The organism is Vibrio sp. SNU_ST1 (assembly GCF_030563405.1).
Classification (GTDB): Bacteria; Pseudomonadota; Gammaproteobacteria; order Enterobacterales; family Vibrionaceae; genus Vibrio.
The window spans coordinates 108,906-129,659 of the sequence record NZ_CP130749.1; the positions used below are offsets into that span (position 1 = coordinate 108,906).

The 20,754-nt window shown below is 43.0% G+C and carries 17 protein-coding genes and 2 pseudogenes; 8 read left to right on the top strand and 11 right to left on the bottom strand.

The genetic code is table 11. The features are described 5' to 3' along the window. Positions 1–50: 50 nt before the first annotated feature. Positions 51–693 (bottom strand): annotated as a pseudogene (nfsA, locus tag Q5H80_RS14880) (oxygen-insensitive NADPH nitroreductase). Between the two features lie 163 nt (positions 694–856). On the opposite strand from nfsA, the pseudogene Q5H80_RS14885 reads away from it, so the two are divergent. After that, positions 857–988, top strand: a pseudogene (locus Q5H80_RS14885) (NADH oxidase); the annotation flags it as partial. A gap of 187 nt (positions 989–1,175) precedes the next feature. Here the strand turns inward: Q5H80_RS14885 and modA are convergent. Together modA and Q5H80_RS14895 are read right to left on the bottom strand one after the other, a co-directional pair. Continuing rightward, complete coding sequence (gene modA / locus Q5H80_RS14890) at positions 1,176–1,916, bottom strand: molybdate ABC transporter substrate-binding protein (protein ID WP_304570206.1); 741 nt, start codon at positions 1,914–1,916, stop codon at positions 1,176–1,178. Between the two features lie 9 nt (positions 1,917–1,925). Continuing rightward, on the bottom strand, positions 1,926–2,225 hold the full coding sequence (locus Q5H80_RS14895; RefSeq protein ID WP_304570207.1) for a cupin domain-containing protein: 300 nt from the start codon (positions 2,223–2,225) through the stop codon (positions 1,926–1,928). A gap of 410 nt (positions 2,226–2,635) precedes the next feature. Here Q5H80_RS14895 and Q5H80_RS14900 point away from each other — a divergent pair, with 410 nt between their 5' ends. Further along, complete coding sequence (locus Q5H80_RS14900) at positions 2,636–2,872, top strand: YdcH family protein (RefSeq protein WP_304570208.1); 237 nt, start codon at positions 2,636–2,638, stop codon at positions 2,870–2,872. Positions 2,873–3,098: 226 nt separating this feature from the next. Here the strand turns inward: Q5H80_RS14900 and glpD are convergent, their stop codons facing one another. The 5 genes from glpD to Q5H80_RS14925 form a co-directional block, all read right to left on the bottom strand. Then, on the bottom strand, positions 3,099–4,658 hold the full coding sequence (gene glpD / locus Q5H80_RS14905) for a glycerol-3-phosphate dehydrogenase (RefSeq protein WP_304570209.1): 1,560 nt from the start codon (positions 4,656–4,658) through the stop codon (positions 3,099–3,101). A gap of 268 nt (positions 4,659–4,926) precedes the next feature. Continuing rightward, positions 4,927–5,712, bottom strand: coding sequence for a DeoR/GlpR family transcriptional regulator (locus Q5H80_RS14910; RefSeq protein WP_304570210.1), 786 nt, complete (start codon positions 5,710–5,712; stop codon positions 4,927–4,929). A gap of 275 nt (positions 5,713–5,987) precedes the next feature. Then, positions 5,988–7,508, bottom strand: coding sequence for a glycerol kinase GlpK (gene glpK, locus Q5H80_RS14915; RefSeq protein ID WP_017108454.1), 1,521 nt, complete (start codon positions 7,506–7,508; stop codon positions 5,988–5,990). A gap of 59 nt (positions 7,509–7,567) precedes the next feature. Then, on the bottom strand, positions 7,568–8,422 hold the full coding sequence (locus Q5H80_RS14920; protein WP_304570213.1) for an MIP/aquaporin family protein: 855 nt from the start codon (positions 8,420–8,422) through the stop codon (positions 7,568–7,570). A 448-nt stretch (positions 8,423–8,870) separates the two neighbouring features. Beyond that, positions 8,871–9,302: a PACE efflux transporter gene (locus Q5H80_RS14925; RefSeq protein WP_304570214.1), complete on the bottom strand. Its 432-nt coding sequence runs from the start codon at positions 9,300–9,302 to the stop codon at positions 8,871–8,873. A gap of 129 nt (positions 9,303–9,431) precedes the next feature. Here Q5H80_RS14925 and Q5H80_RS14930 point away from each other — a divergent pair, with 129 nt between their 5' ends. Beyond that, positions 9,432–10,319, top strand: a complete 888-nt coding sequence (locus Q5H80_RS14930; RefSeq protein WP_304570215.1) for a LysR family transcriptional regulator — start codon at positions 9,432–9,434, stop codon at positions 10,317–10,319. Between the two features lie 87 nt (positions 10,320–10,406). Here the strand turns inward: Q5H80_RS14930 and arsB are convergent, their stop codons facing one another. Both arsB and Q5H80_RS14940 read right to left on the bottom strand, forming a co-directional pair. After that, positions 10,407–11,462 carry an ACR3 family arsenite efflux transporter gene (arsB, locus tag Q5H80_RS14935; protein WP_304570216.1) on the bottom strand — a complete coding sequence of 352 codons (1,056 nt, stop codon included), beginning with the start codon at positions 11,460–11,462 and terminating at the stop codon, positions 10,407–10,409. A 102-nt stretch (positions 11,463–11,564) separates the two neighbouring features. Continuing rightward, a complete protein-coding gene (locus Q5H80_RS14940) occupies positions 11,565–11,906 on the bottom strand; it encodes a helix-turn-helix transcriptional regulator (protein ID WP_304570217.1) in 342 nt (113 codons plus the stop codon). 355 nt (positions 11,907–12,261) lie between these two features. On the opposite strand from Q5H80_RS14940, the gene Q5H80_RS14945 reads away from it, so the two are divergent. From Q5H80_RS14945 to Q5H80_RS14960, 4 genes are all read left to right on the top strand, one after another. Further along, positions 12,262–13,059: a Cof-type HAD-IIB family hydrolase gene (locus Q5H80_RS14945; protein ID WP_304570218.1), complete on the top strand. Its 798-nt coding sequence runs from the start codon at positions 12,262–12,264 to the stop codon at positions 13,057–13,059. Between the two features lie 113 nt (positions 13,060–13,172). After that, the gene (locus Q5H80_RS14950) at positions 13,173–14,366 is read left to right on the top strand and encodes a winged helix-turn-helix domain-containing protein (RefSeq protein ID WP_304570748.1); all 1,194 of its coding nucleotides are present in this window, start codon (positions 13,173–13,175) and stop codon (positions 14,364–14,366) included. 252 nt (positions 14,367–14,618) lie between these two features. After that, entirely contained in the window at positions 14,619–14,957 is a 339-nt protein-coding gene (locus Q5H80_RS14955) for a Fis family transcriptional regulator (RefSeq protein ID WP_304570219.1), read from the top strand. Positions 14,958–15,260: 303 nt separating this feature from the next. After that, positions 15,261–16,814: a hypothetical protein gene (locus Q5H80_RS14960; RefSeq protein WP_304570220.1), complete on the top strand. Its 1,554-nt coding sequence runs from the start codon at positions 15,261–15,263 to the stop codon at positions 16,812–16,814. A gap of 380 nt (positions 16,815–17,194) precedes the next feature. Here Q5H80_RS14960 and Q5H80_RS14965 read toward each other — a convergent pair whose 3' ends face one another. Beyond that, a complete protein-coding gene (locus Q5H80_RS14965) occupies positions 17,195–18,094 on the bottom strand; it encodes a GyrI-like domain-containing protein (RefSeq protein WP_304570221.1) in 900 nt (299 codons plus the stop codon). Between the two features lie 409 nt (positions 18,095–18,503). On the opposite strand from Q5H80_RS14965, the gene Q5H80_RS14970 reads away from it, so the two are divergent. Beyond that, positions 18,504–20,735 carry a hypothetical protein gene (locus tag Q5H80_RS14970; RefSeq protein WP_304570222.1) on the top strand — a complete coding sequence of 744 codons (2,232 nt, stop codon included), beginning with the start codon at positions 18,504–18,506 and terminating at the stop codon, positions 20,733–20,735. Positions 20,736–20,754: the final 19 nt, after the last annotated feature.

Here is a 20,754-nt window from a genome sequence, read left to right on the forward strand (position 1 = left end):
ACGGAGCTCGTTCATCGGGATCTCTTTCTGTCTTTAGAGCTGCTCTAGCTTTATCGCTTAGCCAGCTGTTTACTGTTCAGATAAGGCAGAATATGTGGGCGAGATTCACCAGAAAGCTTTTGAGTGATCTGCTGTGACCAGCTGCTTTGCTTTTGATTACTTGAGCGGTTTGCATAGTAGCTTTGCATTGAATCGTCGTAGCGAGCAATTTCATCTAGGCTCAACGGCTGGTATTGGTTTTCGTGCATCACCACATGAGCAGGAAGGCGAGGTTTGATTTCTGGCTGTTGTGCTGGATGACCTAAACACATACCAAATAGTACAGCCGTGTGTTGTGGAAGTTCCAGTAGCTCATCGACTTGCTGAGTACTGTTACGCAGGCCACCAATGTACACGCCACCTAAGCCTAATGATTCCGCAGCCAGCATGCAGTTTTGCGCCATGATGCCCGAATCGACAGCGCCAATCAGGGTCAGTTCAGTAAAGTCGGTTTTCACTTCAGGGTTGATCTGAGCATGGCGTTGGTAGTCGATACAGAACACCAAAAACTCAGCCGCGTTCTCTACGTAAGCTTGATGATGAAGCCGCGAGGCCAGATTGAATAATCACATCAAGTTGTGCTTTTTCAATCGGTTGATTTGTATATTGACGAATGGAGCGATGCCCCAGAATAGTTTCAATCGTGCTGTTCATAACTCTCAGGCAATCCTTGTGGTGATGATGTAGAGAATCACAATAGCGACAATTACTATGGGCGTAAAGGGTGTTAGAGCCTTTCTTGTTCGCGTAATTCAGTCGTGCCAGAACCGTTTTTTGAGAATCGATTAATACCAACAGTTGTACGGTTTTTTAGTGGGTTTGGGATGAACATAAGATGTGGCGCATTGCTTCTGGCAAGAACGCTGATCCTAAATTAAGCGCATTAGGTGTGGTGTTAAAAACAATTCTCAGCGTCGGCTGGCACGCTTTCAAAAAGCGAAGAGCATAAGCAGTAGTGAACTTTTAAAGCAGAACTTTGAGGAATTTAAGTTCTGCTTTTTTCTTAATCTGATCAGTCAGCACAGGTTGAAAGGGCGGATTTTAGCCCAACCTGTCGTTGGGCTAATTTTTAGATTTGACGTTGGCTTGGTAATAAAGCTCGCCGTGGTCAATTTTCTTCATCGTATCCAGTCAAGTTACTTGAAACCATAACTCTCTATGATTCTCTGTGCCTTATCTGTTTTAAGAAACTCAATAAACCCATCAACAGTAGCTGTTTCGGTAATCTGAGCAAGTGGATAAGTAATCGGAGAGTGCATCGAGTCATCGAAGTTATGCGCAATTCTAACTTTATGACTAGCCATTGCATCCGTTTTGTAAACCATACCTAGTGGTGACTCTGCCAACTCAACTAGGACAAGAGCTACGCGAACATTTTTTGTGGGTGCAAGTTCGGTTTTGAGCTGCTCCCACACATTTAAGCTTTTTAGCGTTTCTTTTGAGTAAATGCCAGCAGGCACAGTATCAGGTTGACCGATCGCTAAACGTGAACCATTCAGGGCATTTATCCATTCAGTGCTATTAGTAACATTAAACTTAATGTTTGATGTTTTAGGTGTCACTAAAACAAGACTATTGCTCGCGAACTTAACTACGTTATTTTGTTTTATATGCTCACTTTTAACTAGGTGTTCTACCCATTTTTTGTTCGCTGAAATGAATACATCAGCAGGGGCACCTTGCTCTATTTGTCGAGCGAGCGATGATGACCCCCCAAATACGTTAATTATGTTCACGCCTGTTTGCTTGGTGTAGCTTTCAGATAATTCTGTAATAGCATTGGTCATTGATGAAGCGGCGTAAACTCTAATTTTTTCAGAGGCATTTACAGTAAATGATAAAGAGGCAGCCAGTATCAAAGTTGAAATTTTTTTCATGTAATAACCTTAGTTTTTTGTATTAATTTTGTCGTCGTGATACCAAAGGAAACCCTTCAAAATAGCTCCCTCAATAGGCTCCATCCAATGAAGAGTTCGTGGTGGGATTGTTACCAAATCACCAGCTCGAATAGGAATAATGTTTTCATTGTAATAAACGGTGCCTTCACCTTCTAAAACAAAGAATGATTCAAATTCCTTGTGTTTATGGTTACGTCCACTTTTTTCAAAAATTAGAAACTCAATAGTTGGCTTACCGTTGTTTTCTAATATAGTTTGCATGTTGCCAAATGATGTTTGTCTCAACATAGCGGTTCCTGATTGCTATTCGTTCAACTACTCAGTTACTTTTTCAGTATCTTTAACTTCAACTTTGCTATTTTCATCCAATTATCAATGGTTTAAGTGTTTTCTTCGAGTGTTGCTTGGAACCCATTTAGTTGGATTGGAGCACGTTGACACGTGGATTGTATCATTCAGAATATTTATGAAAGTAAGCTACTGTAAGTGAATATCGAAATATGGATGCTCTAAAGGAGTCGGTATGAAGTTGGCTAATTCAAGAGCCATGATGAAACTAATTTCTGTGCCTATTGTTGTTTTAATTATGTACTACGCTGTGTGCTAGATCCCATTTGTTATCTCTGCCAGTTGCTATGGTAATCAGAGAACATGTTTGAAATTTAATTCAATCACTTTACTCAACTTAAGAGGTTTCTATGCTAGGTGAAAATCACTCTCTTGTTCATGAATTTCCTGAAATGAAAGACAAAATTGCTGAGCTTGCTAAAACTGACGATGGCTTTGCTGAAGATATGAAGACATACGACAACCTTGATAAAGAGATTCGTAAGCTAGAGCTGAAAGATTCACCCATTGATGACGGCTCGATGCACCAATTGAAACATGAACGTTCTGAGCTTAAAGATTCACTGCATGCTCGTTTAACGGGTTAGTTAGCTTGTAACTTAGCTGATTAGCTAAGTTAAATCGTTAGATCGCTAAACGGTTACTGCAGATTGAGACAATAAAAACTCCTTCGGGAGTTTTTTGTTTTTGACTTCCCCATTTTTTATCTGAGCGCATAAGTTTGGGGTTTCTTTGGATATAAAAAAGCTTAGCGCGGGGGACGCTAAGCTTCGTGGTTAAGTATGCTCTTGAACTATGTTTAGGCTAGTGGATTTAGCCTACTTGAGAAAAGCTCACTACCTTGCTTTGTAGTTTCTCTTTCAGGTAATCCGTTACTGCTTGCTGCTCTGATTCACTCATGTACAGGCCAAGTTTGGTTCTGCGCCACAAGATGTCTTCGTCTGTCATCGCCATCTCTTCATTGATCAAGTAATCGATTTCAACTTGATAAACGCCATGGGCTTCGCTTGAAAATGGGATGCCAAGGTCAGCTTCGCAATTTGCGCCTTCCAGTAGCTTCCACGTGTAAGTTCCAAATTGAGTCACGTAACGAAGTAATAGCGCTTCAGGTGCCCAAGGGTATTTAGTGTGGATCATCTTCGCAAGCTGCTCTCTGCTGCAGCTGAAGTTACCACCTGGAAGCGTGTCGTTAGCTGTCCAAGGCGCACCCATGTTAGTTAGGTGTGGTTCCAGCTTCTTAAGTGCTGCTTCGCCGAGTTTACGGTAAGTGGTTAGCTTGCCACCGAAGACCGAAAGTAGTGGTGCTTGATCAAGCTCAGCATCTAATTCCAACGTGTAGTCACGAGTGATTGCTTGTGGTGAATCCGATTCGTCGTCACAAAGCGGTCTTACGCCACTGTATGTCCAAACCACATCTTCACGGCCAAGCTGTTTAACAAAGTGTTGGTTAACGATATCAATCAAGTAATCCACTTCGACATCATCAATGGCAACTTCGCGCGGGTCGCCTTTGTATTCAAGGTCAGTGGTACCGATGATCGAGAACTTATCTAGGTAAGGGATCATGAACACAATGCGATTGTCTTTGTTTTGCAGAATGTACGCTTGTGGTTCGTCATGAATGCGTGGCACAACAATGTGTGAGCCTTTGATAAGACGAATGTTACGAGGCGAAGCCTGCTCTAATCCATCATCAAAGAACTGTTTAACCCAAGGGCCCGCAGCGTTAACAAGCGCTTTTGCTTTGCGTTCAAAGCGTTGGTTTGTTATCACATCAAGGATCGTCACATGCCAAATGCCACCTTCACGGTGCGCTTTTTCAACACGGCAGTAGTTACGTACTTCAGCGTTGTTTTCTTTTGCTGCCAAAACGTTGAGCAATACCATTCGCGCATCATCAACCCAGCAATCTGAGTATTCGAAACCTGTCTTCATTTCTGGCTTCAGTAAACCTGATTTAGCCAAGTTCACCGTTTTACTTCCAGGAAGAGTGGTGCGCTTACCCAAGTTATCGTAAAGGAATAGGCCACAGCGAATCATCCAAGCTGGGCGTAAAAATGGTCGATGAGGTAAACGGAAACGCATTGGTTGAGCAACATGAGGTGCTTTTCTTAACAAGACTTCACGTTCCGCGAGTGCTTCCGAAACCAAACGAAACTCGTAATGTTCGAGATAGCGTAGGCCTCCGTGGATAAGCTTTGAGCTGGCAGATGAAGTTGCAGAAGCAAAATCATTTGCTTCGTATAAGCCAACGTTGAGACCACGACCAGCTGCATCTGCCGCGATGCCTGCACCATTGATGCCGCCGCCAATCACGATCAAGTCTAAAGTGGAAGATGTACTGTTGTTTGAATTATTTTGTTGAGCACTCATGATTTTGACCTCTTTCTGAGCGAACGAGCATTTTAGAACATAAGTGAATCCTATATTAACTTTCGTTTGCGGTCATTTATTATTTTCGTTTATGCGCGTTTTATGTGATTTGCGCATAAAAAAACCTCTGCTTATAAAGCAGAGGTTCAAAAAAGTCTAATTCGAGCATAGAAGCGACAGTGGTAGTGAGCAAGTTTTACTTTTTTAACTTTTCTATAAAGAATCGTGATTCATTTAAGAAAGTGGCTCACTAAGCACTTATGTTGAGTTATTCGCTCACAGGGCTAGCGGTATCAATCACTTCTAATGGTATTGCGGAATCTCTAAGGATGTTCAGAATCTCTTCTGGTGGCTGTTTGTTGGTAAACACCATATGCGCCTGGGAGATATTACCGAGCTTAACCATCGCGTTACGTCCAAACTTAGTGTGGTCGACGGCTAAGAAGATGCTGCGACTGTTTTCGATGATGGCTTGTTTCACACGAACTTCGTGGTAATCAAAGTCGAGTAGTGAGCCATCAAAGTCGATGCCACTGATGCCTAGAATGCCGAAGTCTAGACGGAATTGTTTTACGAAATCGAGTGTCGCTTCACCGACAATGCCACCATCGCGGTTACGTACTTCACCGCCCGCCAAGATAACTTTGATCTCTGGGTTCGGCAGAAGGATACTCGCAACGTTAATGTTGTTGGTGACAACTCTTAACTGTTTGTGGTTTTTGTTGAGCGCGCGGGCAACCGATTCTGGCGTAGTGCCGATATCAACGAACAGGGTTGCACCATCTGGGATGTGCTTAACCAGTTCGTCAGCGATCACGTCTTTTTCGTTGAAGTTAAGCGCTTTACGCGTGTTATACGAGGTGTTTTCTGAGCTTAAAGGAATGGTTGCACCACCATGATAGCGACGAATTTTGTTGCTATCGGCAAGTTCATTGAGATCTCGTCTGATGGTTTGTGGGCTGACATCGAACTTTTCAACGAGCTCTTCGGTACTCACATATCCTTGTGTTTTAACCAGGTCTACAATCTGCTGGTGTCTTGGTATCTGCTTCACTTAACTTACCACTCCCTGCACGCCAAAGGCTCTAGCGCGTCAAAATCGAAAATATAAACTCGCGCTATTGTGCTCGAATTGACGAAGAGAGAGAAGTAATGATGGTAAGGAATCATGTCTAAACCGCAAAAACGGTGCTCGTAACGTAAAATTTGAGCCTGAAACGCAAAAAAGAGCACAAAATAGTGCTCTTTTTAGTTTCGTTTACTGAGGTTCGAACAATCCAATCGACAAGAAAGTAATTATTCGAACTCCTCTGTTAACTCACGCTTAGATTACTCTTCGTCGTCATCGTGCAGTTCAGACCAAACCTGTGCACACTTGATCGCACGCTTCCAACCTTTGTAACGGCGGTTACGCTTCTCTTCGTCGTGGTGTGGCATGAACGTGCGGTTAAGAACGGCTTTGTCTTGAAGCTCGTCAATGCTGTCCCAGAAACCAACCGCAAGGCCAGCAAGGTAAGCGGCACCCAAAGCCGTAACTTCCGTTACTTCAGGGCGGTGAACTTCAGTATCAAGCACGTCTGATTGGAATTGCATTAGGAAGTTATTCGCTACTGCGCCGCCATCAACACGTAGTTTCGCTAGCTTGATGCCAGAGTCAGCTTGCATTGCGTCTAGTACGTCACGAGTTTGGTAAGCAATACCTTCCAGTGTTGCGCGGATGATGTGGTTAGAGTTAACACCACGAGTCAGGCCAACAATCGTACCGCGAGCGTAAGCATCCCAGTATGGTGCGCCTAAACCAGTAAACGCAGGTACTACGTAAACACCGTTCGAAGAATCTACTTTTGTTGCGAAGTACTCCGAGTCTTCAGCGCCAGCCAGTAGCTTCATCTCATCACGTAGCCATTGGATTGATGCGCCGCCCATGAATACTGCACCTTCAAGTGCGTATGCAGGTTCGCCTTTAGGACCACACGCTAGCGTAGTCAGTAGGCCATTCTTTGAGGTTACTTTCTCTTGGCCTGTGTTCATCAGTAGGAAACAGCCTGTGCCGTAAGTGTTTTTCGCTTGGCCTGCTTCTACACACATTTGACCGTATAGTGCAGCTTGTTGGTCACCCGCAATACCAGCGATTGGGATACGCGTACCGCCTTTACCACCAAGGTTCGTTTGACCGTATACCTCAGAAGAGCGCTTCACTTCAGGCATCATGACTGCTGGAATACCCATTTCATCAAGTAGCTTTTGATCCCAGCATAGGTCGTTGATGTTGAACAACATAGTACGTGACGCGTTAGTGTAATCCGTAACGTGAACACGTCCTTGAGTCATTTTCCAAACCAACCAAGTATCGACCGTACCGAACAGTAGTTTGCCAGCTTCAGCGTCTTCGCGAGCGCCTTCAACGTTGTCTAGAATCCATTTTACTTTGGTACCTGAGAAATACGGGTCAAGGACTAAGCCTGTATTGTCACGTACGTAGTCTTCTAGGCCACGTGCTTTAAGGTCTTCACAGATGTCGGCAGTTCGGCGACACTGCCATACGATTGCGTTGTAAACCGGTTTGCCAGTTTCTTTGTTCCAAACAATGGTGGTTTCACGTTGGTTAGTGATACCGATACCCGCTAGCTCGTCGCTGCGAATGCCTGCTTTAGCAAGTGCTTCAACCAATGTAGAGCTTTGAGTCGCCCAGATTTCCATTGGATCATGCTCAACCCAACCCGCTTTCGGGTAAATCTGAGTGAATTCTCTTTGAGAAGAGCTAACGATGTTTGCATCGTGGTCGAGGATTACAGCGCGAGAACTTGTGGTGCCTTGGTCTAGGGCAACAATGTATTTTTGCTCGGTCATGGTAAGAATCCTTTTTCTTTCGTTATTTATATTTTAGTAAATGTAAGGTCGCTTAGGGATTAAGCTTGAGCTTGTTCAGCTTCTTCTTCTGTTTCACATTGGTTTGGAATTGTGCAGCCTTGGCCTTCTACTGGTAGGTAAGCACCGATAACACGTGGGTACAACCAACCACCAAAACACGCACCAGCAATTGGAGCAAGAATTGGAACGATGAAGTAAGGAATATCACGAGCACCGCTTAGTGCGAAATCCCAACCTGCAAAGTAAGCAAAAAGTTTTGGCCCGAAGTCACGAGCAGGATTCATTGCAAAGCCAGTCAGTGGACCTAAAGAACCACCAATTACTGCGATAAGAATACCGATCAGTAGAGGATTCATTGCACCGCGAGATGCGCCGTTGTTCTCATCACCTAACGCTAAGATAGCGAACATCAAAACAGCAGTAATCACAAATTCCACAGCAAAAGCGCCAAAGAAAGAAAGTGAAGCATGTGGGTATGTTGAGAAAATACCTGCTGTTGATAATGCGTCTTGGCTGCTACGAACGAAGTTATGCGCAATTTCGTAATCAGTAAATAGGTTGCTGTACAGGCTGTAAACCAATGCTGCAGAGCAGAATGCGCCAAGCAGTTGCGAAATGATGTAAGGCACAACTTTCGCTTTATCAAAACCATGGAACATGGCCAGTGCGATGGTTACCGCCGGGTTAATGTGTGCGCCAGAAACGCCGGCAGTACAGTAAATTGCGATGGCTACGCCGAAGCCCCAGATGATGCTGACTTCCCATTGTCCGAATGTTGCACCGGTTAGTACCAATGCTGCCACACAGCCAACGCCAAAGAATATGAGTAATCCTGTACCGATAAATTCAGCCAAGCATTGCCCAAATAAAGAAGGGTGTTTGTTTGTTGTCATGTTCGAGTCCTTGTTAGTTTTGCTTATCTAGCACGTGTATTGTGCATATATTTGCGAACTCGAAAACAAACGAACATTAAAAGTGAGCGTTTGAGCATAAAATTGTTAATCAAAGTCACTTGAAATGTTAATCCGAACACTTTTGTTCGAAAAAGAAGCTCGCATGAACGTCATTACTCGAATTGATAGGCTCCGAAGTCGCTCAAACTACCTGTATGTAAATGAATGCACAACTGGTACGAGGAGTTTGTGTTTGGATTTGTGATGCTACTTCGTGAGTGGTGGATTATTAGACTTGCTTGAGAGGGGCTATGTGATGTTCTTGCTATGTTAGAAGGGAGTTAATAAATGAACTTATATGCATAAATGAATAAACTGCCAACTATGTTGTTGTTTGGCAGTTTTAATTTGGGTGTTTGTTCTTGTTATAAGTTACGAACTTACAACTCTAAACCAGGGCTGCAACTTTTCCTCTCGCAACTAACTGAGCTCGGATCGAGTCATACGCCCAGTTGAACGCAATCGCGTAAAGTACGAAGAAAATCACTAGGCCGATGTCCATGATCAGAACGGTTAGGAAGTCGAGTTGTAGAACCCACATCAAGACAGGTAGAGTTACTGTCATCAAGCCAAGTTCAAAACCTAATCCGTGCAGAACGCGTGTTTTTTTGGTTCTTTTGCTTCGATCTGCTCCGTAAATTTTGTCGTAGCCATAGTTGTAAACGTAGTTCCACGCCATCGCTATCAATGATATTGCGAGCGCTAAGCCTGCCATTTCACCTGCGCCGTTTCCTGTAATATAGGTTGCAAGCCCAGCCATTAAAACCAAAGCAACCAATTCAAATAGCACCATGTGCAACATGCGTTCTTTATGTGACATTTTTCTAACTCTCTTTCCGATTAAATAGCCGCTGATAGGCTAATGACTTGCCTAGATAATATCTATTTAAGTGATAATATAAAGATAGTTAGCATCACATATGGTGATGGTAAGGTTGGGAGACACCGAATGTACAACATAGAACAGCTGAAGATGTTTGTGTATGCCGTTGAATTAGGGTCATTTTCTGCCAGTGCTCGCGAGTTAGGTAAGGTGCAGTCGGCGGTGAGCCAAGGTATCAGTAATCTTGAAATAGATTTTAATGTTGAGCTTTTTGATCGTTCGACTCGAAAGCCTTCTCTAACCAAAGCAGGCGAGCAGTTATTTAAACAGGTGAAAGCAATCGTACTTCAGGTTGAAGATCTCAATGCTTCCGTTAGTGCGATAGGAACTGGCGAAGAAGGGATTATCAAAATCGCATTGGATGATTCCTTGTTGGTCCCCAATCTATCCAGAATCCTAAGTGAATTCAGTCAGTATTTCCCTGCTACTGAGGTTGAGTTGATTGCTTGTACCACAACAGAGGTCAATCCCTTCGTGGTTGACGAGAAAGCAGACCTTGGTTTGATGTTCACCAACTTGGCTTTTGATGTCGGTTCTGAACCTTGCTTTATTGGGCACTTACCGTTTGTTGCTGTGTGTCATCCAACCCATACTCTTGCAAAAACGGGTGTAGCGAAATTGTCGGATTTGCTGCCACATCGTCAGCTCATGCTGAGAGGCGATAAAGGTAAGATGATGGATCAATTTCCACTCATTGCGGGCAAGGTATGGTGGTCAAATAGCTTTATTGTTATCAAAGAGATGGTACTCGGCAGTGATATTGGCTGGGCATACTTACCTAAGCACCTCGTCGAAGAGGAGTTGAATAAGCAGCGTTTAGTGGAGATTAATGTCTCATTCGATCACAAAACATGGTCGCCGCCCGTTGATATTGTTTTGTCTAAAACACGATCGAAAGGACCTGCATTGCTTTGGCTTGAACAAGCATTGAAAGGCCTATTAGACGAAACATAAGCTGGATGAGACTTAAATTGGATGAATCTGAATAAAGAAAAGGCTCACAAAGTAATTTGTGAGCCTTTCTGTTTAAAGTAGCGAGTTCTAGTTCGCAGATTTCACTGTGAGACCGTTGTAGTACTTGTCTTTCATCTTAAGTGCCACGTTCACTAGGTAAATCAGCACGGGCACTTCAATTAGTGGGCCGATAATGCCTGCAAACGCTTGGTCTGAGTTAATACCGAATACTGAGATGGCAACGGCAATCGCTAGCTCGAAGTTGTTACCTGTCGCTGTGAATGCAATTGATGCGTTCTTGTCGTATTCAATACCCATCTTCTTACCAATGAAGAAGCTGATGAAGAACATCGCTGTGAAGTAGATAGTCAGTGGAACAGCAATCAACAATACGTCCATTGGCAGCTCAACAATCATCTCGCCTTTTAGGCTGAACATCAGAACGATAGTGGCCAGTAGTGCAATCAGTGTAATTGGAGAGATGCGTGGAATAAACACATCGTTGTACCACTGCTCGCCTTTCATCGATACAAGGATCTTACGGCTTAAGAAGCCCGCTAGGAATGGAATACCTAGGTAGATAAGTACACTGTGTGCAATATCGATCATCGAGATATCAACCAACATGCCTTCGTAACCAAACACTGGCGGAAGAACGCTGATGAATAGCCACGCCATAAAGCTGTAGCTCACCACTTGGAATGCACTGTTTAGAGCAACCAATGCCGCGCCGTACTCTTTGTTACCGCCGCCAATATCGTTCCAAACTAGAACCATTGCCACACAACGAGCAAGACCAATCAGAATCACACCGACCATGTAACCTGGGTGATCACCCAAGAACGTCAGTGCCAATACGAACATTAGGATAGGGCCAACCAACCAGTTCATGATCAGAGATAGTTTGATGGCTTTCTTATCTTTGACCACAGTGCCCAATAGGTTGTAGTTAACCTTAGCCAAAGGTGGATACATCATTAAGATAAGGCCAATCGCAAGTGGAATATTGGTTGTGCCAACAGACATTGATTCGTTCCACTGTTCGATTTGTGGGAACAAGGTGCCAAGCAATACACCAAGGCCCATGGCGATAAAAATCCACAGCGTTAAGTAACGATCTAGAAAACCTAATTTTGGCTTCATGATATTTTCTCTTTGGTTGGTATCGCCAATCGTCGAATGGCGATATTTAAAAGCAAAAAATACGCTTAGTTTATTGTGTTCGACAAACTAAGCGTGATAAATCTATTTTAATATGGTGTTGATAAGCGTCTCAAATTGCTGAATATTATCTCGATTAATGCGGTAGCACATCTTCGGTGGTATCGATTCAGCAGTGATGAAGCCTGAGGTTTTCAAGATTCTGAGGTGCTCTGATACGGTTGATTGCGCCAAACCTAATTCGCTAACCAAGTCACTGTTCAAACAACCTCCCGATTTTTCTAAAGCGGACAAGATACTAAGTATACGAATTCTCGCTGGATGAGCGAGTGCTTTTGCTAACGCAGCCATCTCTTTTTCTGCTTCAGTATTACTTGGCGGAAGAGGTAGAGAACAGCTATCTGTTGCTTGGCATGTTGCAGTCATACTTAGGTGGCTCACTTACTACTAATCGTTAAAAGACGATTGATAGTAAGCCTATTTCTTTTAGCGGTCAACGCGAAATTTAAAAGTCGGCTTAAACGGCATCTCAGATCAGTGGTTTTAGTTAAGCTTGATATTCGATTCTTATCTATTTTTACCTTCTTATTGCGCATAAACAAGATCTTAGATTTAAACAAAGAAATCGACCGAAAAGCATTGCATTCACTGGCTACTCTAGCGATATAATCGAACGCAGAACCGTTACACAAGATAACGAAAAATCATAATTTTCTATTTAATTTTCATACCAATCACAGTTATTTACTACGATTGGTATTACTTATAGGTAAGCCCTGAAATGCCACAACAGAACATCAAATTTATCGCTGCTGATATGGACGGCACTCTACTTAATGAACACGGAAAGTTAGACCCAGAATTTTTCAATCTTTATGAGCGCTTAGAAGCTCAAGACATTATTTTTGCTGCGGCATCGGGTCGTCAGTACTACAGCTTGATGGAGACTTTTGCCCCACTTAAAGATCGCATGATGTTCGTTGCTGAAAACGGCACATTAGTGATGCATAAAGGACAAGAGCTATACAGCTGCTTACTTGATACTGATGCCATCAAAGAGATCATTAAAGAAGCTCGTGCTATTGAAGGCGCGCATGTGGTGCTATGTGGTAAGAAATCGGCATACATTGAAACCAAAGATGAGCGTGCTTTAGCGGAGATCTCTAAGTACTACCATCGCCGTGCGCAAGTAGAAGACTTACTGGCGGTAGAAGACGATTTCATCAAGGTGGCTATCTGTCACTTCGATGGTTCACAAGAGAAAGTGAACCCAACTATTGATGCCAAATTCGGTGAGAACTACCAAGTGGTGGTCAGTGCAAAAATTTGGTTGGATGTGATGAACGCAGAGGCATCAAAAGGTGCGGCGATTAAGCACCTGCAAAACACACTCGGCTTCACTTACGAACAGACCATGAGTTTTGGTGACTACCTGAATGACTTGGAAATGCTTAAAGAGAGCTACCACTCTTACGCGATGGAAAACGCACATCCTAAGCTGAAAGAGACCGCTCGTTTTGGCGCGCCAAGTAACGTTGATGCAGGTGTGTTCCAAGTGCTAGAGAAGCTGCTAGCGTAATTCTTTTATGCTTTACTAAGATTTATTGAAAGTCTGCTCATCAATATAGGGTTCCATTTTTACTGCTGGTACGCCTAATTAATGGCATTTGGAATAAACAGAACTTGAATTGCATAGAATCACTTTCACTCGCCCAAGCGCAAAAAATTGTACTGCTTTCGCAAAAATTGCCACCCAAAAAGCAACGTAATGGGGGCGCTTTGGCGAACACGCTGTCTGCGATTGAAAACCTTGGCTATGTGCAAATTGATACTATCTCTGTGATTCAGCGAGCCCACCATCATACGTTGTGGAATCGAAATCAAGACTACCAACTGAATCATCTTGATAGGTTGTTAGAGCGTCGAGAGGTGTTTGAGTATTGGTCGCACGCTGCCGCTTATCTGCCTATGCGTGATTATCGTTTCAGCCTGCATCGAAAGAACGGGTTTGCGAGCGGTAAGCTTAAGCATTGGTATAAAAAAGATGACGCACTGATGGCGCATGTTCTCAAACGTATTGAGAGCGAAGGGCCATTAATGGCGAAAGACTTTGAAGGGGATAGACCAAACCCCGGCGGGTGGGGTGGAAAACCGGCCAAACAGGCACTCGAAATCTTGTTCATGCAAGGTGACTTAATGGTGCCGAGCCGAGTGAACTTTCATAAGGTGTATGACCTAACCGAGCGAGTCTTGCCGAGTGGCATTGATACCTCTGAACCAACGGAACAAGAGTATATTGAGCATCTGATCACGCGTTATTTAGAAGCGAACGGTGTGGGAATTGCGTCGGAAATGAGCTACCTCCTTAAGAACACCAAACCATTGATACAGAAGGCACTCCAGCAGATGCTTGAAGACAAACAAGTGGTGAAGGTGGATGTTCAAGGCTCTGATTACTACGTGTTGCCCGATGCTTTTGAACTGTTGAATCAACCTCTTTCTAGAACCAAGTTAAAGATACTGTCTCCGTTTGATAACCTGTTGATTCAACGAAAGCGAATGCAATCATTGTTCAACTTTGATTATCTTCTTGAGTGTTATGTACCTGAAGCTAAGCGTCAGTTTGGTTATTTTAGCTTACCGATTCTGTGGCAAGGTGAGCTGGTGGCACGAATGGATTGTAAAGTTGATAGGAAGAGTGGTTTGCTCAATATTCATAACTTGGTTGTGGAAGCACGAATTAAGAACCATGAGTCGCTGGTTCATGCTTTATGCGATGAGCTAAAACACTTCATGGTGTTCAACCAATGTGATGAGATGATCGTCCATAACACCACACCTTCTGATCTTGGTAAGCGCTTGATGAGCCATTGGCAAGCGGGTTAGTGTTCTTTTCTATTCAGAAGCACTTTCTCACATAGAGTCTCTATCGTAACTTATAACCTTGGTCGCAACTTAGAACCATGGTCGTTACTTAGGTAGTTCGTTGTTGCCCAATATAACATCTATCCAATACCTCACCTCTAGTGCTTCCCACAAATACTTTGCATTTGAAACAGCCACAGTGTCCAATGTCGGTTAAGGAAATATTGATCGAAAAACCTTATTTTTTAAGGTGTTAAATAGGAGCTTTGCTTCATGCGCAAATCAGATAAGAAGATCGAAAATCAAATCAGAGACGTGTTAACGGACGTTTGTGAAGATACGTTGAAAAGCTACGATGGTTTTCTTTGGGTGACTCACTCGGTCAACTTCTCTTCATTCCCGCAAAGTTTGAAAATCGTCTGCGTATTCGATACCAATCAGGATAGAACGAATTTTCTAAATGGCGAAGGTCAGCAGAGTGTCTCTGTTGCTATCCAAAAGGCGTTTAGTCAGGTTGGGATTACATTGAAGAATATCGATAAGCACGTCAGTTTCGATACACAAGAAAATTGCGACCGCGACCATCAAGGGAGGTGGAACAAGAGGTTGTAAATAGCCTAGGAGGGCGTTGACCTTACTGTTTAGGTAATGTGATGGGGAAGTCGAATTAAATTTTCCTAATCGATAGGGAAAGAGCCGGGATTAATGGATTGGGATTAATCTAATGTTAAAAATATTTAGTTTTTAAGCGTATGAGTTAACCCTATTTTGGTGTAAATATAATTGAGATGAATGGGTGTCACGTATATAAGTATCGCTAATTGAAATGAAAGTATTTTTATGATTAATAGATGAAAATACAATCAGTTGCTTCTTATGTGTGTGTAGGTGCATTTATATTTCAATGGTGTTTAAATGAACAAAAATAAAATTACCCTAACAATCCTTGCAATTTTACCTTTGCTTTCTGCATGTGGTAGCGATAGTAAGAGTACTGCCGCTACGACCCCTACGCCGGCACCAACCCCTGGGTTTACCTTGCCAAATGAATCGAGTTTGATTACCAATTACAATGTCGATAGTGCTTTTAATACGGTATTTCCAAGTAACTATCAGATAGCAAAAGATGCGGGCTTTGATTATTTTATTAAAATACCATTACGCTCAGATCCAAGTATTAGTATTACCATTCTCGCGACCAAAGGTAGTGATGAGGATCTGCGTCAAGCCATTGGTGTATGGACTTCTCTTTTATCCGAAAATGGAGCGAATACGGAGCTGACTAAACTGGATGTTTTTAAAACAATGAGTAAGCGTCAGGCTACGTTGTTTATGGCTAAAACGGAAGGTGATGTCGGTAATATTCAGCAAGAGCTACTGAGGTTGTTGAAAGTTCGTGAGCCTAAACTTGCTTCTGCTACGGCTGACAACTATCTAAAGTTGATAGCTTTAGATAATGATTTATTCAAAAAATATGGTTGGTTTGTACATAGCCAAGCGCTTGGTTATAACGAAACGATATACGTTGGTGAGCCTGAGTATTTCACTGGTCCTGCTAGTACAAGAGATGCTTCAATAGAGGAAATTCTTCATATAACTCAAGCTCAAGGAATTGCACCTTTAACCGGAGATGGTAGTAAAGGCGGACTACAAAAGAGAATAACTGAACATAGCTTGAGTATCTTCAAAGATTATCGGTATGACAGCGTAAAAGGCCTATATGTTTACGAGGATAAAGATCCTAGCAAAGATTATGTAGCTCGTAGTTCTATCTGGAGCCCACAAGCAAGTGGTGCGACTTTCGATGAAAAACGTGAAGAGCAATGGGATGGCGACTGGGGCGGTGATGATATAGGTAAAGACCTAGGAATGCCTGAACAATATAAGATGGGGCAAACTTTTTCTCATGAGTATTTTGCTGCACTAGTCGACACGTATTACGGACTGTACGGTGGGTTTAAAACTGAGTTTGGAGGAATGGATAACTACCGTTACGTTACCCGAGAAACTTTGCCTAGTGATAGTACTGGTTTTGCTATCGTCAAAGAATTTTTGCCTGAATATCATCAATATACGGCAAGGATTGATAGTGCAAAGGTCAATACGTATTTAAAAGCGAATCCGTCGTTAAATAATACATTTAAGATCCAAATTTCTTCTGATGATAAAGAAAAGTACACCTTTAAATCTCAATATATTAAAAATTTGAAAATCGTAGGTTCTGAGGCTTTAGATATACTTGGTAATTCACAGAATAATTATTTTGAGGGGAATTCTGCTAACAACACTTTCGATGGATCTGATGGTACCGATGTATTGAAGATAAATGGTAACAAAAACGATTATTCGATTGAAAATCTGGCTGGTGGTGTGACACAAATTTCTGGTAAATCGATTGGAACGGACAAGATTACCAATGTGGAATACATTAAATTTAACGATGAGGTTGTTAAGGTAGACAAAATCTAGCTAAAGCGACTCAAGCACCTAAATATATCCCTTCTATTTATTCCGTTGAAAACCACTTACATCCGTAGGTGGTTTTTATCGATTTTATACTGACACAGTAAGCCTAATCCGCGCTCATTTGGTTTTTATAACGACCAACATAATCATTTCGTCCCGAACTCAAGTGGCCTTAGGGTTGAAGCCGTCATTTCCCCCTTAAGCTGGCGGTAGTTTCAGGTTGTCTTCGTTCCCAACATGAGAAACACTAAGGAAAAAAATTATTGCGCCCTACTTGTTTCCAGCAAAGGATTCTAATGTCTATGAAAGATTGTTCTTACGGTATTAAGATAATGTAGATGGTCGCGAGAAGAGTTAAAGCCTACACATGGTAGGCTTTGTGACTATTTGATAGCCGTACAGAAACTTACGTCTGAATGTTGAGTTTGCGGATCATAGCTGTGGTAAAGCTCAAAGCAAGGGCGGTCTTCGGTTGCTATGCCGGACTCTATGACCTTACTCATCAGGTCGTCCCAAGCTTTAGCGTATTGGTTTGGCTCGGTGATTGTTTGTCGCATCACTGCATATTGTCCGCCAGGAAAATCTTTCAATTCGATCCCATTTGGTACTTCAGTATCGTCTGAAACCATCAAACAGATGTCAGTACGGCATTTATCGTTCGGCGTGATTTCTGGATTGTCATGATAGATAAAGATGCAGCTGTTATCTGCTAATCCTTTCATTTCGGCCCATTGATAAAGACGACCGCTTGGTTCTTCATAACCCTGTCCATAGGGGCCTGTCACTCGTACATACGCTAGTTTTGACGGTTCGAATTGTTTCGTTTTCATTGTCCTACTCCATGTTGTTGGTTCGGAGTCAGTATATGAATTGCTTGCGGTTGCTGCGTTTCCATTCTTGCGCAACGTGTGTCCAATCTTGCTATTTCGCGTCAACTCAGAAAACGCTTGGTAATCTTCACAATCACGAAATGCCGTAGGAGTTACTCCAAAGTGCTGTTTGAATGCTTTGGCCAAGCTTTGCGAGGACGAGAAACCATATTCCAGTGCGATATTCAGGACTGGTTGCTTGGATTTGAAAAGATCATCAGCTGCGGATTCAAGCCTCAGTCGCCTGATGAAATCCGCAAGTGTCTCGCCTTGAATAGCCTTAAAAGTGCGATGAAAATGGTAAGGTGAAAAATTGGCTAACGCCGCGACTTCTATTAGGTTGAGTGGCTCGTTAAAGTGCTTCTCTAAATAGCGGACAACCGGAATCAGCCGCTTATGATAGTCAACGTACATTACTTTATTTACCACTCTCTATTGTCATCGTTCTTGTTTAGATCACCGAGACTAGCTGATCTAAGTTGAGTTTCAATAGAGGGGCCTTGAAACTGAGATTAGATGCGTAAATCCAATCATCTCGTTATGTTTCTCTATCTACTAACGCGATTATTTAACCTCAAAATCAGGTCGTATTTGTATTGAAGTCGTCATTTCCCCCTTAAGCTGGCGGTAGTTTCAGAGCGTCTTCATTCGGGTATTCGATGGCACACTTAAATGCTCGTCGAACCGGGTGGCTTAACGCTTGAACTATGAACTTTTCTAGACGATACTTTTTTCTTACATTGCTCCCTAATTTGACGCGTAATATGTTGATTCTAAATGAGGTATTTTGAGTGACAATAGTATCGATTAGGAAGTTTGACTCATGAAAACCTACATTTCTGGGCTGCTCGCACTCATTCCTTCATATTTAATCACCGGCTATTCTTTTGCTGTTGGTACAGCGATTGTACTGCCAGGGCAACATGAATCCGGCGCTGATCTTTCGGGCTCCCCAATGTCTGCGAATGCTGTCATTGATTGGGAAATTGCGAACAGTGACCTCGTATTTGGCTCTTATGCAGATAAAACCGACAATAAGCGAACTACGACAATTGGGTATATGTATAACCAAAAATTGGAGCTCAATTCTGGTTGGTTGGAGAACGACCTTCGTAATAACGCAGAATTACATGGCGTTAATTTTGAAGACTTCTTTCTCCATTTTTCTGAAGATACAGTGCTCGCAGAAGTTGATAACACCCACGGTGAAAATACTCTCTTAAGTGGAAAGCCTATGATCTTGGGCTATACAGCCAGTGAAGATCATGCGGGCTTTTGGCTGTATCAAGAGCCTCCTTGGGATGCCGATGTGTTTGAGAATTTCGAACAGGGCGGGGCTTTGTATGTCTATCATGCTGAACAGTTTGAAAGGCTGATACTGAAGTTCTCTCAGTTTGCATCTGGCGGTCAGTTTTGGCTTGAATATCCAACCCAAACGGATGCTCATGGGCAAGTTTTACAATGGTCTGTGTTGGACTTAAAGAAAGATAAAACCCTTAACATGCGGAAAGACGAAACTGTGTTGTGGGATGTTCCTGCTGATTGGGTCAGGGTAACCACACACGATGGGAGCGGTGCGAGTTATGGTGGGGGACCATATTTTGGGTCGACTTTTGTGCGTGATGCTGGACGTTTGTATGTGGTGAGAATCCGTTGGCAAAGTGAGAACGCTGACGACAGGCCGCGTTTAAAAGAAGTAAAACTCAAAAACAGCTTTCCGACCGTCAAGTTAACCGACGCTCCGACCACAACTCCGGATGGCAATGCTATCAGCCAATGGCGAAAAGTTCGTGGCTTTGACGTGTCTGCAGACCTGAATGGCGATAACTACTTGTCGTCAAGCGAGTATCGAAATCGAACCAATGAGAAGGCAACAGCGCGTTTTCGTTGGGAATCAAGAGTGGTGCCATTTGGTCGAATGTGGAGCACGAATTCATCTTGGTCGTTAACGAACGTCGCAAACGCGGATTATTTATCAGCTATTCATTGGTACTATAAGCAAAGCTGGACAAGCCAAGGTTTGAATGGTGCGTACAACGACGACACAAATAAGCTTATTGGTTCGAACCAGTTCTATGTTCACTCTGGCGGACATGTTCAAGAGTTAGGAGCTGTTGCGGGTTCGAATCAAGCGGATGATCTCTACAAACAACAATTTTCAGCGTTTCTCAAAAATCTATCTGCTTTAGAAAGTGATGCGTCTATTGGATTGAACCTCGGAACTGCGAACTTGCTAGGGCGAAATGGACAGTCTCATCTTAGCGAGGCCGGGTCTTTGTATCTGAGAGAGCACTACATTTTTCCGTCTACTGGGTTTAGTGGTTACTCGGGGATCTCTAAGTTCTGGGATAATTCTGCGCTCGCCTATAATGGACAAAGAGTTATTTTTCACGCGACAACGCGTTACGGGCGAGTCCAGTATCTTGGCAATAGTGAAGATAATTGGAAGAAAGACCAATACTCGACCTTAGCTATTTATCACCTTAATCGACACGCTCAACATAGCTATTTTAATCAGTGGAACAATGGTTACGTCTATGGAAGTGGTAACACGACTGCAGACACTTTCTGGCAAAGTGGTGTCCCTAAAAATATCGCTTATCAACCTAGTTCGTTATTAGCCGTTGATTTGGGAGAGCCGAGTCATCAGGTCCTACAGGGATTTGAGCCAATTCCTTTGATGCTATCGACATCGACACCTCAGCTCGCTGATTACACCATCGTTGGTGATTCATCGATGAGTGAAGTGGTGCATGCTGATCTGCCCAATGGTATGACTCATGTTCTACCGACGTTCACGTACTTTATGTATCAATCTAAAAATCAGGTGGCCGCTGGCGGCCCTGAAGATATGGTGCTAGCGAGAGAGTTCAGCAATGGTCGTGTGTTGTACCGCACGGATTTCCACGGTAAGAATTCGAGCTTTTATGAGGCAGAGAAGCTGATGATTGTATTGGGCGTGCCGATGAAGCCTGTCGATGAAAACGGCAACATCGGAGAGTATGTGACTGAAATTCATATTGGTGGTTATGAAGGGCTGTTCTTGCTTTATTAGAGCAAATAGAATGAAAATC

What these genes read in the sequence shown, in the direction of transcription:
- modA (WP_304570206.1), bottom strand. Translation starts at nt 1,916, where the DNA reads ATGAAAAAAATTTCAACTTTGATACTGGCTGCCTCTTTATCATTTACT.
- Q5H80_RS14895 (WP_304570207.1), bottom strand. Translation starts at nt 2,225, where the DNA reads ATGTTGAGACAAACATCATTTGGCAACATGCAAACTATATTAGAAAAC.
- Q5H80_RS14900 (WP_304570208.1), top strand. Translation starts at nt 2,636, where the DNA reads ATGCTAGGTGAAAATCACTCTCTTGTTCATGAATTTCCTGAAATGAAA.
- glpD (WP_304570209.1), bottom strand. Translation starts at nt 4,658, where the DNA reads ATGAGTGCTCAACAAAATAATTCAAACAACAGTACATCTTCCACTTTA.
- glpK (WP_017108454.1), bottom strand. Translation starts at nt 7,508, where the DNA reads ATGACCGAGCAAAAATACATTGTTGCCCTAGACCAAGGCACCACAAGT.
- Q5H80_RS14920 (WP_304570213.1), bottom strand. Translation starts at nt 8,422, where the DNA reads ATGACAACAAACAAACACCCTTCTTTATTTGGGCAATGCTTGGCTGAA.
- Q5H80_RS14925 (WP_304570214.1), bottom strand. Translation starts at nt 9,302, where the DNA reads ATGTCACATAAAGAACGCATGTTGCACATGGTGCTATTTGAATTGGTT.
- Q5H80_RS14930 (WP_304570215.1), top strand. Translation starts at nt 9,432, where the DNA reads ATGTACAACATAGAACAGCTGAAGATGTTTGTGTATGCCGTTGAATTA.
- arsB (WP_304570216.1), bottom strand. Translation starts at nt 11,462, where the DNA reads ATGAAGCCAAAATTAGGTTTTCTAGATCGTTACTTAACGCTGTGGATT.
- Q5H80_RS14940 (WP_304570217.1), bottom strand. Translation starts at nt 11,906, where the DNA reads ATGACTGCAACATGCCAAGCAACAGATAGCTGTTCTCTACCTCTTCCG.
- Q5H80_RS14945 (WP_304570218.1), top strand. Translation starts at nt 12,262, where the DNA reads ATGCCACAACAGAACATCAAATTTATCGCTGCTGATATGGACGGCACT.
- Q5H80_RS14955 (WP_304570219.1), top strand. Translation starts at nt 14,619, where the DNA reads ATGCGCAAATCAGATAAGAAGATCGAAAATCAAATCAGAGACGTGTTA.
- Q5H80_RS14960 (WP_304570220.1), top strand. Translation starts at nt 15,261, where the DNA reads ATGAACAAAAATAAAATTACCCTAACAATCCTTGCAATTTTACCTTTG.
- Q5H80_RS14965 (WP_304570221.1), bottom strand. Translation starts at nt 18,094, where the DNA reads ATGTACGTTGACTATCATAAGCGGCTGATTCCGGTTGTCCGCTATTTA.
- Q5H80_RS14970 (WP_304570222.1), top strand. Translation starts at nt 18,504, where the DNA reads ATGAAAACCTACATTTCTGGGCTGCTCGCACTCATTCCTTCATATTTA.